This is a genomic window from Larsenimonas rhizosphaerae (assembly GCF_026240105.1).
In the GTDB taxonomy this organism is placed as follows: Bacteria; Pseudomonadota; Gammaproteobacteria; order Pseudomonadales; family Halomonadaceae; genus Larsenimonas; species Larsenimonas rhizosphaerae.
On sequence record NZ_JAPIVE010000001.1, the window covers coordinates 976,323 to 989,624 of the forward strand.

The 13,302-nt window shown below is 54.8% G+C and carries 11 protein-coding genes; 8 read left to right on the forward strand and 3 right to left on the reverse strand.

Going from position 1 to position 13,302, the window contains the following annotated elements:
• From icmH to tssJ, 3 genes are all read right to left on the reverse strand, one after another.
• On the reverse strand, positions 1–723 hold the full coding sequence (gene icmH, locus OQ287_RS04520) for a type IVB secretion system protein IcmH/DotU (protein ID WP_250937041.1): 723 nt from the start codon (positions 721–723) through the stop codon (positions 1–3).
• On the reverse strand, positions 720–2,066 hold the full coding sequence (gene tssK, locus OQ287_RS04525) for a type VI secretion system baseplate subunit TssK (RefSeq protein ID WP_250937049.1): 1,347 nt from the start codon (positions 2,064–2,066) through the stop codon (positions 720–722). Before tssK ends, icmH begins: the two co-directional genes overlap by 4 nt.
• Positions 2,067–2,175: 109 nt before the next feature.
• Positions 2,176–2,718 carry a type VI secretion system lipoprotein TssJ gene (gene tssJ, locus OQ287_RS04530; protein ID WP_322974097.1) on the reverse strand — a complete coding sequence of 181 codons (543 nt, stop codon included), beginning with the start codon at positions 2,716–2,718 and terminating at the stop codon, positions 2,176–2,178.
• Between the two features lie 44 nt (positions 2,719–2,762).
• Between tssJ and OQ287_RS04535 the strand changes: the two genes are divergently transcribed.
• The 8 genes from OQ287_RS04535 to tssH all read left to right on the forward strand — a co-directional run bounded on the left by OQ287_RS04535 (position 2,763) and on the right by tssH (position 12,533).
• Positions 2,763–3,353: a copper resistance protein NlpE N-terminal domain-containing protein gene (locus OQ287_RS04535; RefSeq protein WP_250937051.1), complete on the forward strand. Its 591-nt coding sequence runs from the start codon at positions 2,763–2,765 to the stop codon at positions 3,351–3,353.
• Between the two features lie 218 nt (positions 3,354–3,571).
• The gene (locus OQ287_RS04540; protein WP_250937054.1) at positions 3,572–4,330 is read left to right on the forward strand and encodes a hypothetical protein; all 759 of its coding nucleotides are present in this window, start codon (positions 3,572–3,574) and stop codon (positions 4,328–4,330) included.
• 65 nt (positions 4,331–4,395) lie between these two features.
• Entirely contained in the window at positions 4,396–4,929 is a 534-nt protein-coding gene (gene tssB / locus OQ287_RS04545) for a type VI secretion system contractile sheath small subunit (protein ID WP_250937065.1), read from the forward strand.
• An 11-nt stretch (positions 4,930–4,940) separates the two neighbouring features.
• Positions 4,941–6,440, forward strand: a complete 1,500-nt coding sequence (gene tssC / locus OQ287_RS04550) for a type VI secretion system contractile sheath large subunit (protein WP_250937067.1) — start codon at positions 4,941–4,943, stop codon at positions 6,438–6,440.
• A gap of 81 nt (positions 6,441–6,521) precedes the next feature.
• The gene (gene tssE, locus OQ287_RS04555) at positions 6,522–7,004 is read left to right on the forward strand and encodes a type VI secretion system baseplate subunit TssE (RefSeq protein ID WP_250937070.1); all 483 of its coding nucleotides are present in this window, start codon (positions 6,522–6,524) and stop codon (positions 7,002–7,004) included.
• Entirely contained in the window at positions 7,004–8,839 is a 1,836-nt protein-coding gene (gene tssF / locus OQ287_RS04560; RefSeq protein ID WP_250937072.1) for a type VI secretion system baseplate subunit TssF, read from the forward strand. The genes tssE and tssF overlap by 1 nt, the downstream gene beginning before the upstream one ends.
• Complete coding sequence (gene tssG, locus OQ287_RS04565) at positions 8,803–9,876, forward strand: type VI secretion system baseplate subunit TssG (protein ID WP_250937073.1); 1,074 nt, start codon at positions 8,803–8,805, stop codon at positions 9,874–9,876. Before tssF ends, tssG begins: the two co-directional genes overlap by 37 nt.
• Positions 9,873–12,533 carry a type VI secretion system ATPase TssH gene (gene tssH / locus OQ287_RS04570; protein WP_265895720.1) on the forward strand — a complete coding sequence of 887 codons (2,661 nt, stop codon included), beginning with the start codon at positions 9,873–9,875 and terminating at the stop codon, positions 12,531–12,533. The genes tssG and tssH overlap by 4 nt, the downstream gene beginning before the upstream one ends.
• Positions 12,534–13,302 lie beyond the last annotated feature (769 nt).

Here is a 13,302-nt window from a genome sequence, read left to right on the forward strand (position 1 = left end):
TTACTCACTCTTGCCCGGGGTAGTAAACAGTTGATGGACCTGTTCGGTCAGCGCCCCCGTCGCACTATCCAACCACCAGTGCAGACCGCCGTACACCGCCAGGCAGATCACGGCAATGGCCAGCAGATAAACCCAGAAAGGAATTTCATAGCGCAACAACTGCCCGACCTGATCAGGCAGCTTCCAGCTTTCGCTAATGCCGGCATCATGGTGACGGTAGCGGGCAATGTCCTGACCCAGCGTGTTGGCGATATAGCGAAGCTGCTCCCGATTCTCCAGGCTGTATTTGCCCTCGAAACCAAGCGCCAGGCATAAATGGTAGACCTCCAGCACATCAAGATTGCCTGGCACATCCGCGCGCAGCGCATCCAGACGGTCATAGAATCCTTCGCCAGCCAGATGTACACCAAAATAGCGGTATTGAAACGGATGCAGCTCAACATGTTCGCGAATGTTGCCCACACCGCCCTTGAGCACGCTTTCGTCAAGGAAGGCGCACAGTGCATACTGAGCATCCTTCACGGCGTCAGCGCTGTAATTTTCTCCTCGAGCATGCTCTTCAAAGTCCTTGAGCCATCGATCAACGCTCTCCAGAAATTTCTCGACACTTTCTGCCTGCTGACCGCGCCGCACCATGAGGACCATGGAGATGAAATCGCGCGAGAGATATTTCAGGGTTCGTGGAGCGGCCTCGTCTACCGGCCGGGCAAGGGCTTCATTCATTTCATTACCGCCATCAGTTCAATGCTGAGGTTGGTGAACCCGCTGGGTACGTAAAAGGCAATGGCCTGCGCCTTCATCATGCGTTCGTAAACACTTCCATGGGGCTCAAGAGCAAAATAGTGGTTGTCCAGCCTGGCCGGGATGGCGCTGGGTAGTCGAGGAGCATGGGTCAGTGTGCCGCCGGGCATCGCTGTATTAACGACGACTTCAATGTCTTCAGGAGATCCCACCTTGAAGGCCCTGGGGACCAGCTCCAGAATACGGGCACCGGGCATGTCGGCATGAACACTGATATAAAAGTCAGCGTCCTTGAGACGAGCATCATTGAGCCGCCCCATATAGTATGAGGGTCGGGTCTGTTCGAGCGGGATAGGGATGTATTGATTGGGAACCACAACATCCAACAGCTCTCGCACGACCTGCTCGAGCTTCAGCAGCGAAGGAGCCGGATTGTGATGGTCATACTCAGGAATATCAGCCAGTGCATGCGACATCGAAAATGTCATCAGACTGGCAGCGAGCTCCGCCAGAAAACGATAGAGCCTTTCAGGATGACATCCCGTATGAGCAATAAGGTGGGAGAGCTGAGGGTAGGCCCGGTTGATGGTATAAAGCAGCCAGAAAAGCGTGACGTCACTGGAGCCGAATTCAGCCACCTGGTCGGCGCGCTCGCGTCGACGTCCTGAAAGAGCCTCGCTGCGCGCCTGAAGCATGCCGACCAGACGGTTACCAATCTCGAGCGGCAATGAAGAAGAAGACAGATGAAGCGAAGGCGGCATGAATTCGCGCGTCTCGAGGCTGAATCCTCCAGCAGCATTGCGCTTGAGCAGGGCTATCGGACAACTGGTGTATCCGTCCAGGCTGTCACCTTCCATCAAAAGCGTAACATTAAGCTCCAGCATCCCAAGTTCGTTTTCAAGCGAGCCTTCATTGAGGTCAACCATAGTGTCGAAACGCTGGATAAAACGACGATTGCCATTGCGGGGTACGTTCTCGTTCAGGTAGCTGGGCGCCCAGGGTTCCACCACTTTCAATGCCGCATGGATGAGCACTTCGGTATTGCGAGATAACTCATTGAGATCACGACCGAGAGGCAGCGGGTCGTGTTGCGGGGCATCCATTAGTGTGCCATCGGGAAATACCATTTTGAGGCGAGTCAGTCGAAGAGTCCCCTGCTCCAGGGCCCCCTCATCAACGGTCAGTTGCTGAACGCCCCAGTGAAACGGCGTCTGAGACTGTCGCGCCGCAGCCTGCTGACGCTGATGAAACTCATCCTGATACTGAAAGTGTTGCGGCAAAAGGAACATGCCTTCTGACCACATGATGCGATTATGCTTGCTCACTTGAATTCATCCCGAACGCCGCCGCGTTTACCTTTATGCTGTCAGCACACTGATGTATAAGCATCAGCGCCCTCCTTCGATGTCTCGTCAATAACCGGTCGCTTGCCGACTAACGGTTGATCAGGTCATCGCCTCTTTCAAGCTCCATCCGGTCCCCCGCGAGTTTCACCCGAATGCCCTCGGAGGCGCTTATCAGACCGTCACGACGCAACTCATTGGCATTCAATGCCACATGCCATGCATTACCCCCTGTGTGACGAAAGAAAGCTGCAATGCCCACATAGCGGGTTCTTTCATCGAGAGGCGCCACGTCAATTCTTTCAGCGCCAGGCAATAATGTGAGCTCACGCTGGGAAATCAACGAGTCACCCAGCACACCCTCCGCATCATCCCATAGCCGGTCAGGGGCAGCCGTTGCAAAGGGTGGCAGCTCTCCAAGCTGATAGAGTCGCACTACTACCGATAAAGGCTCACCCTGAACATCCGGATTAAGCGAAGCGTCGCTTGTGATCACTACTCTCACGCGTTCCTGGTTGCCAAATAGATCACCCGCCCAGGAATTGCTCATACGATTACCAACCCGATCAGCAACGCCGCAACCGCCAACCAGGAAAACCGCGCAAAATATTAGTACGTACCGCATTGGTGACATTGACGACGCCTCGGATTGAACAGGCTTCTGATCGAGAAAAAGGCATGTTTGACATAGCCTTTATGAAATACATCACATACTTTATCAGATTAAATCGTTATAATCCGCACAAAAACTCACCTCAAGTTACGAAAATACACTTTATGGCGATTCAAAGGACCATGAAAAAACCGATTCTGACCCTATCAATGATGACAGTTCTGGCATGGTTAACAGGCTGTGCCTCACCCTCTCCCGAAGTTCATGCCATCAGGGCAGTGGAGCGATTTGAAGGGACCCTGCCATGCCCTGACTGTCGAGGTATCACCACCGAACTGGTAATCAGTCGCGACCCCATTACCGGCGCCTCGGAAAGCTTCTATATGCACGAAATCAGAGTCGATGCGCCGGGAGGCCAGCGCGTTAATACAAGCTGGGGCCAGTGGCGAATCGAACATGACCTTATTGACGACAACACCCGCTGCTACCGGCTGATACCAGAGATTGGAGACGAGCAACTTATGCTGATTCGCTCGGATGGCGCCCTTCAGCCCATGAACAATGAAGGCCAGGCTATTACCGATGATGAGGGTAAAGAGGCCCTTTTGAAGCCCGTGACACCTGACCTTTCAATATCCACAACGTCCTCTTCCTGAGGCGCAGAAGACCTGAATACGGACAGACGAAAAGCGAACGGAAGTGGAACATCAGCTTAAAGACATGTCAAAATTAGCCACGAAAAATAACAGAACCTTTAATACAGAAGCATATTGATTAATTATATTAATATACTCGAAAACAGGGCGTCGCCTGCCAGCGGCTGAATGAAGCGGTTCACACACAAGGTATCTGCAACCATGTCCAGGAAAACGTGATGACTCAGCCCCTCGATGTTGAAACGTTCATTCAGGCAAGAAAACGCACACGAATGATCTCGGACCTGCTGAAGGCGCGGGCCAGCGATCACCTATCTACTCTGGCGCCACTGGTCAGACCCCAGCCCTTGTTCGGGGAATATCTACAGGGCGCACCGCGAGGTAGCGGTCGGGAAAGCCAGCATCATTTCAAGGAGTTTCGCTCCCTGTTTGACAAGCATGCCGGTGCAGCGCCCTTCAACCTGATGAATGAACTGGATATCCCACTGAATATCATCAGTTCGACACCTGCGCTTTTTGCACTCGAATACGATATCGACCTGACCGCCGAGGAACGTATACGTGTTATCAGCCCGGTGCGCTGGGTGGTGGGGTATTCATCCTTTGAGTTGAGTCGTTTTCGAAAGGTGATCAACGATCCCAATCGCAGCAGCTCGGAACTGCAACGCTTTGTGGTGCACTATCTGATGCTGTTTCATTGTTTCAGCAAGGCTGATGGACTGGGAAGGCTGCTACGGGACCTCCGTTTTCCCATCAGCTTTCAACGACTCAAGGGGTTTGGTGATCTTCCCTTTTGCATCATGGGCTCGCCCATTAATGCCACACTGCCCGGTGAAGATATCATCCGTCAAAGCACCGACATTTCCGGCACCCACAGCTTCGAGGAGTTGATTGATGACACCGCCATCGACATCATGCAGGACGATCTGCGTGAGCAGCTTCTCACGGCCGTACACGACATGCCGGTCAGAACATGACTTTTGCCGCACTGAGCTGCGGTCATCCTCCAACAAGCCCGCCATAACGAAACAGGAAACCTTTCATGGCCAGAAATGATAGTACCCAGCACAAACTCTCACGTGTACGTGCGCCCCGTGTTCATCTGACCTATGACGTTGAGATTGGCGACAGCATCGAAAAGAAGGAACTGCCATTCGTGGTCGGGGTGGCGGGCGACTACTCGGGCAATCCGCTCGAGCCATTGCCGCGCCTCAAGGATCGCAAGTTCGTCAACGTTGATCGTGACAACTTCGACAGTGTCATGAAGGGCATCAAGCCACGCCTGAGCTATAGAGTCGACAACACGCTGGCCAACGATGGCACTCAGCTGCCGGTCGAACTTAATTTCAACCGGATGGAAGATTTCGAGCCGCAGGAAGTCGTACGCCAGGTCGAGCCGCTTCGCAAGCTGCTGGAAGTGCGCAGCAAGCTGGCAGACCTTCGCAACAAGATGGGAGGCAATGATCGGCTGGAGGAACTCCTGATGGACGTTCTGCAAAATACCGACAAACTCAAGACCCTGGGTGAAGAACTGGGTCGAGAAGCTGCCGCCAGACCGCACGAAGACAAGGAATAACAGGAGCAACCATGGCCGAGAATCAGATAGACCAGCAAATGCAAGGAGAGACCCAGGACACCTTTGCCCCGGAAGCCTCGCTACTGGACAGCATCATCTCCGAAAGCCGTGTGGCACGCTCGGAATCAGAGCGCAGCCGTACACGTGACCTGATCGATGAACTGGTCCATCAGGTACTTGATGGTGAAGTAACGCCCAGCAAGGACCTGATTGCCGTACTTGACTCGCGAATTGCAGAGATCGACTCGCTATTGTCCGAACAGCTCAACGAAATCATGCATGCCGGAGAATTTCAGCAGCTCGAATCCTCCTGGCGCGGGCTCAAGTACCTGACCGACCAGACTGAAACCAGCACCAACATGAAAATTCATGTGCTGAACGCATCCAAAAAGGATCTGGTCAAGGATCTCAAGTCGGCTTCTGAATTTGATCAGAGCGCGCTGTTCAAGAAAGTCTACGAAGAAGAATATGGCACCTTCGGTGGAGCGCCTTACGGCATGCTCATTGGTGACTATGAGTTCGGGCGTCATCCTCAGGACATGTACCTGCTCGAGCAGATCTCCCATGTGGCCGCCGCGGCGCATGCGCCGTTTATTTCATCGGCCTCTCCCGAGCTCTTTGGCTGGGACTCCTTTACGGACATGTCAGGCCCCCGCGACCTGTCAAGAATCTTCGACACGGTCGAATACGCCAAGTGGAAATCCTTTCGCAACTCGGAAGATGCCCGCTACGTGGGCCTCACCCTGCCCCATGTTCTTGGCCGGCTGCCCTATGGCGAAGAAACCACGCCGGTTGAAGAATTCAACTTCACCGAAAACGTCGATGGACGAGACCACAACCGCTATCTCTGGATGAATGCGGCCTATACCATGGGCGCACGTGTCAACGATGCCTTTTCAAAATATGGCTGGTGTGTCGCCATTCGGGGCGTCGAGGGCGGCGGCCTGGTAGAGGACCTTCCGACACATAACTTCCAGACCGATGATGGTGAAGTGGCCCTCAAGTGCCCAACCGAAATTTCGATCACCGATCGTCGCGAGAAGGAGCTTTCGGATCTGGGCTTCATCCCGCTGGTTCATTGCAAGGGCACCGATTATGCGGCCTTTTTCGGCACGCAATCGGCGCAGCTGCCCAAGCACTACAATACCGACGTTGCCAACGCCAACGCTCGACTCTCTTCGCAACTGCAGTACATCTTCGCCACATCGCGTATCGCTCATTTCATGAAGGCCATCATGCGCGACAAGGTGGGGAGCTTTGCATCACGCCAAAGCGTCGAGGACTACCTCAACGAATGGTTGTCTCAATACGTTTTGCTCGATGACAACGCTGGTCAGGAAGCGAAGGCGCAATATCCACTGCGTGAAGCCCGTGTAGAGGTTGCTGAAGTCCCCGGGAAACCCGGCGTCTACAAGGCGGTCACCTTCCTGCGTCCGCACTATCAGCTTGATGAGCTGACCGCATCGCTGCGATTGGTATCCGAACTGCCGCAATCCACGCGCAGTTCCTGATCAGGCACAGGCAGGCATCAGAAATATCTCCTGATCCCTGCCTGTGAAAGATCCCTGCCATGCTGAAGGAGCGCCCCGCTGATGAGTGACCACCTGCAAATGGTACCGACTCTGCTGGACAGGCTACTCGATGATGACCCTGCCAGGTCAAGCGAACCACGCCCTGGACACCTGTGCTCGCTGATCGAGTACAAGGCAAGCGTCGTGCGTGATCTCGAGCTGCTGGTCAACACTCGTCGCGAACTCATTGCCCGTGAACTGGACGACTGGCCAGCCCTGCAAGGCACCCTGCTTGACTATGGCCTGCCCGACTTCATCAGCCGCGGATTACACAGCAGCGTGGATCGGCGACTGATCCAGCGCCAGCTCGAACGTACCATAGAGCATGGAGATAGACGCTTCAGTAATGTCCGGGTACGCCTGCTCAACCAGGAGCATCATGACCGGGTGCTACAGTTCCGTGTTGAAGCCGTCCTGTCACTCAGCGAAGCCTCCCAGCGAGTCGCCTTCGATGCCGTGCTCCAGGTGACCACCCGCCAATACAAGGTTTCGAATCTTACCTGATGCTCGACGATCTGCTCCCCTACTACGAAAAGGAACTCTCGCACCTGCGTTTTCTGGGGCAGGAGTTCGCCGGACGCTATCCCAAGATCGCCTCTCGCCTGCTACTGGAAGGCGATCGCTGTGAGGATCCTCATGCCGAGCGCATGATCGAATCCTTTGCTTTCCTGAGCGCGCGCGTCCACAAAAAGCTTGATGACGACTTTCCGGAAATCGTCGAGTCCTTTCTGGACGTGCTGTATCCCCACTATCTGCGCCCCACGCCATCAATGTCGATTGTCGAGTTTGAACCAGGCAGACAGACCTCGCTGACCGGGTGTTACCACGTCCCGCGTCACAGCCTGTTGCATTCGCGTCCGGTAGGCGATGCCTTCTGTCGTTTTCGCACCTGTTATCCGGTCGATATCTGGCCCATTGCCGTGACAAACGCCAGCATGAAGCGCCTGGAGCGATCGGGCTTCAATGCCCACGGCAGTGAGCATGTCGCGCGCCTAAGCCTCTCTCTTGAAAGTCTTGGCAACACCGACTTTTCCAGGATGGCCGTTGATCGCCTGCGCTTTTTTCTGGATGGGGAAGGCGGCCTGATGCACACACTGCACGAATTACTGTTCAATAACGTGGCGCGCGTCAGTCTGAGCTTTATCGACAAGGGTCAGCGCCGGGAAGTGGCACTTGATCATGATGCCATCACGCCGGTTGGCTTTGATGCCGAAGAAGGACTGATCGATTATTCATCCCGTTCCTTCATGGGCTATAGGCTTCTGCATGAATACTTTGTCTTTCCCGAAAAGTTTCTTTTTTTTGATCTCAGCGGCCTGTCCCGGCGGCTGGCCGATCATTCCGTAACCGCTGTGCAGGTCAATATTTCGTTTCATCAATATGATCAGATGGATCAGCTGGCACGTCTGGAGCAGACGCTTGGCCGGCACAATTTTCGTCTGGGCTGCACACCGATCGTCAATCTTTTCACTCAGCAGGCCGAGCCCATTCGCCTGACCCATACCCGTCACGAGTACCCCGTGGTACCCGACGTGCGTCACGCCCATTCGACGGAAATTGTCTCCATCGATGAGGTAACCCGCGTCGTACGCAGCGCAACACGCGATGAAATTACGCCCTGCCTGCCCTTTTTCGAACCTCGCGACAGTGATCATGGAAAGCATCAGAGCTACTGGATCGGACGTAGGGTGGCAGGAACCAGCAGGCAGGACCCGGGGACGGACATGCGACTTCGAATAGTGGATCGAGAGCTGGAGCTTGTTGAGAGCAGCAGCGACACTCTGAGCCTGCGCCTTACCTGCAGCAACCGTGAACTGCCAGGGCTGATGGCCATTGGCCACCCTCAGGGAGATTTCACCATGGAGCAGGAACAGGTAGTGCAACGTATTCGAGCCTTGAGAAAACCGACTGCACCGGTACGCCCACCACTGGGCAAGGGTCGAGTCTGGCGCCTTGTCTCACACTTGTCTCTCAATCACATGTCGCTGGTCAATGACGGGCGCGAAGCATTGATGGAGCTTTTAACGCTTTACAACTATCGCGAAACGTCAGCGACCCGAAAACAGATCAACGGCATTACCGCCGTCGAAAGTGCGCCGGTCATGACCCGTATCGGCCATCCCAGACCATCCTTCGTACGTGGCACGGGTATTACGCTGACTCTGGATGAGAGCCAGTTCACCGGTAGCGGTATCTACCTCTTTGCCATGGTGCTGGATCGCTTTTTCGGCATGTACTGCTCTCTGAACAGCTTCACCCAATTGACCCTGCGCTCGCCCCAGCGCGAACAACGAGTTGCCCAATGGCCTCCAAGAACCGGTACTCAGCCCCTGGTCTGATCGATCAGGCGCGTGCGGAGCCCTGGCGTTTCGGCTTTTTCCAGTTGGTCCGACTGTTACGTCTGCACTACAGCCGTAACGGTCGTATTGATCCTGAAAATCGTCCTCATCAGGACCCGTTGAGATTTCGTAGCCTGCTGTCGCTGAACTTCCCACCCAGCGAGATCAGCGACCTGCGCTTTGAAAGCGTGCCTTCCGGCCCGGCCGGTGATGCCCCGCTCAGCGAGGTTCAGGTCACGTTCATGGGGCTGGTCGGCCCGTCCGGCGTACTGCCTCGCCCCTATACCGAACTGCTGATCAACCGTCATATGGAAAAGCGTGACGATGCAGCTCACGCCTTCATGGACTTTTTCTCCCATCGAATGACGGCGCTCTTCTATGAGGCATGGCAAAAGTACCGCTTTCATATCGAGTACGAGCGCAAGGGCAGCGCTGCCTTTGAAGATGCCCTTCTGCATCTGACCGGCCTGACCCGGCACACCATGGACAAAACGTTCGCCGAAGACGATCCGGCAACACTGCGCCGTGAACTGTTTGACTGGTTTTCAGGACTCTGGACGCAACGGCCGCGCAATGCCGGCAACCTGCAGGCAATGCTTGAGTACACCTTCCGCCAGCCCTGCCATGTCAGCTCTTTTGCCGGGCGCTGGATCACTCTTGAACGTGATCAATACACCTGCCTGGGCCAGTCCAACGCCCGGCTTGGGGAAAGTGCCATCGCCGGCACCCGGGTCAAGGACTACCAATCCACTTTTCGCATTACTTTCGGACCATTATCCCTTGAAGCCTATGAGGCTCTGCTACCCGGCACCGATCAGTATCGAAAGCTCGTACGCATGGTGCGCTTTTATGTTGGCATCGAACTGGATTTCCAGATCGAATTGATACTTGATCGTGATGCCATTCCAGAACCACAGCTTGGTGCGGCCGGCAATGTTCGCCCGGGGCATCTGGGTTGGCTTAAATCCGGCAATCGTCAGTCCCGGGCACACGGGCATGCAATCTTTGACATTTTCTACAATGGAGCCACGGCGTGAGTCTCAAATCTTTGTTCGATAAGCTCAATGACCCCACCCGCACCGCTACCGAGGGTGCAGCAGCACTCTGTCTTGCGGAACGTCAGTATGACGTCGACGTCGAACATTTGCTGTTAAAGCTGCTCGACAGCGATGATAACGACGTATTGCGCATTGCGCGCCATTATGATGTGGCACTTGATCGCCTGGCCGGTCAGCTGGAAGAGACCATTTCAACCTTCAAGACCGGCAACACCCGAACGCCCGCCCTGTCCCCGCGCATCACGAAATTAATCGAACGCGCCTGGGTCATTGCCTCCATCGACCAGGGCGACACTCTGATACGCAGTGGCCATCTGCTGCTCGCGCTTTTAAAGGATGACGAGCTGCGCCGTGTGGTGATTGATGGTGCTCGCGCACTCGAGCGTATCAATGTAGATGACCTGCAGGCCCATTTCAGTGATCTGGTAACCGGCAGCAGCGAGGAGCATCATGCCAGTCCTCCCTCCGAAGGCGCTTTTAACGCAAGCGGGGCATCGGGGGCGGCCGCTGGCACTCGCAGTCAAAAGACACCGGCGCTGGATCAATACACCGTTGACCTGACAGGCAATGCCCGAGCCGGTCGCATTGACCCTGTACTGGGACGAGAGCAGGAAGTACGCCAGATGGTCGATATTCTGACACGCCGGCGTCAGAACAATCCGATCCTTACCGGCGAAGCCGGGGTGGGAAAGACTGCGGTGGTCGAGGGCCTGGCACTCCGCATCGTCAACGGTGACGTACCGCCCCCCCTGAAAAATGTCGAACTGCGCACACTGGATCTCGGCCTTTTACAGGCAGGTGCCGGCGTCAAGGGTGAGTTCGAAAACCGTCTTAAAAACGTGATCGAAGAGACGCGCAAGAGCCTCCAGCCAATCATTCTTTTCATTGATGAGGCTCATACGCTGATCGGCACCGGTGGTCAGGCCGGCCAGGGTGATGCCGCCAACCTGCTCAAGCCTGCACTGGCACGAGGCGAGCTTCGCACCATCGCTGCTACAACCTGGGCCGAGTACAAGAAGTACTTTGAAAAGGACGCCGCCCTCGCCCGCCGTTTTCAGGTGGTCAAGGTCGAGGAGCCCGAAGAGCCGGTAGCCATTAACATGCTGCGCGGCCTGTCCAGCCGCATGCAGGAGCATCATGGCGTGACCATCATGGACGACGCCATTGTTCAGGCCGTCCGTCTGTCCCATCGCTACATTACCGGTCGTCAGCTGCCTGACAAGGCCGTTAGCGTGCTGGATACCGCCTGTGCGCGGGTAGCACTGGCGCAATCCTCACAACCTGCTGCACTGGAGGATGCCCATCGCCGCGTTGATAACATTCAGACCGAGATTCAGGTGCTCGAACGCGAGCAGTTCGAGGGTAGTGATCACGGTGACGCGCTGGTGACACTGAATGAGACACTTGAGAACACTCGACATGAGATCGAGTCACTCGAGTCCCGCTGGCAGCGCGAGATGGCAATTGTCGAGCGTCTGAAAACGCTGGAAGCCCGGCGTAATGAGCTGACCAGTAATACGGCGACAGTGGATAGCGAAAAAGATTCTGAAGCGCTGGGCCGGCAGATCGGCGATACACGACGTGAACTTTTACAGGTTCAGGAGGCGCAGTCGCTGGTACATGGGCATGTTGATGGCAACGTGATCGGGGAAGTCATTTCCGGCTGGACAGGTATCCCACTGGGCAAGATGGTACGAGACGAGATCACGACTGTTCAGCAACTGCCCGAGTTGCTGGGCGAGCGTGTGCTGGGACAGGATCATGCCCTTGCGGAAATCGGCAAGCGTATCGCCATTTCACGCGCACGTATGGAAGATCCCAACAAGCCGATCGGTGTCTTCCTGCTGCTAGGCCCCAGTGGCGTAGGCAAAACCGAAACTGCCCTGTCGCTGGCGGATACACTCTATGGCGGCGAGCGCAATGTCATCACCATCAACATGTCGGAATACCAGGAGGCCCACACCGTCTCGAGCCTCAAAGGCTCCCCCCCCGGATATGTGGGTTACGGTGAAGGCGGTGTGCTGACCGAGGCCGTCAGACGCAAGCCCTATAGTGTGGTGCTTCTTGACGAAGTTGAAAAAGCGCACCCCGATGTTCTGGAACTCTTTTTCCAGGTCTTCGACAAGGGTGTACTTGATGACGGTGAAGGACGCGAGATCAACTTCCGCAATACCGTCATTTTATTGACCTCCAACGTGGGCACCGAAGAGATAATGCGGCGCTGCCTGGGCGCCGAGACACTACCGGCGCCTGATGACATCGTTAACGGTCTTCGGAACCAACTCAACACCGTATTCAAGCCTGCGTTCCTCGGGCGGCTCAATATCATCCCTTACTACCCGGTACAAAAGGAGATTCTGGCCAACATCGTGCGTCTCAAGCTTGACCGCATCAAAAGTCGTTTCGAATACAACCATCGCGCAATGCTGGCCTATGACCCGGCCATTATAGAGACGATTGCCGAGCGCTGTACCGATACCGATAGCGGCGCACGTAGTATCGACAATATTCTTTCCGGGTCACTCATGCCCTCGCTGGCAGCACAGGTACTGGATCGCATGGCACGAGGTGAAGCAATCGAACGGCTCGATATCATGCTTGATGAGCAGGGTGAGTTTGCTTACGAACTCCACTGATGACTCACTCAGGAATGCTCATTAAATTACCTTTCATAAAAGCAATGATGGCCATGCGAATTATTTTGAGTTGACAAGGTATGCGCTATTACTCTGTCAATAATTCTTATTGAGCCAACTTATTATTACTGGCTTACAGGAACAAATGGATCGGTGAGCTCTCCGAGACTGGAGGCTCACCGTATATCGAGTGGTATCCACAGCTCACGGTAATCCTGAAGCCTCGGCCTTGCATGCTGATGCATACGGTTATACGGATATGGGCAAATACATCATTGAGTTACCTTCGATATATCACATGGAAACCCTTTTCCAGTCCCAAATATATCGATGCTAATGTGGTTAGTATTGCTCTCACATTCCTTGCAAGTTCTGTCGGCACCCATAACACTACTTGTACTTCTACTATCAGTAGCCACAGCTTTATTACTTAAGCCTCCCCTGAACAGGCGCAACTCTACCTGCATTGAATAACCACAGCTACTTGCTTGAGTTGAAAGCGAGTGTTGCTGCCTGGAGGCCCATCGGCAGCTGACCTTACAGATGCGACCTGATAGACATATACAGCCAGCCCTTCTTTCAACCCGGAAAAAACTCTGACTTGAAAGTATGTCCCGTCGATATACCCCTTATAGCAGACTCACGTTAATCCGAGCGGGCTGCTGGAAATGCCTTATCGAACATGCTGCTCATCAGATAGCGTATAAATGGCGCCCCACCCCGGCGCAGCCTGGTAGACAGGAGCATTGTTTCTCGGCTTTTCTGGTTC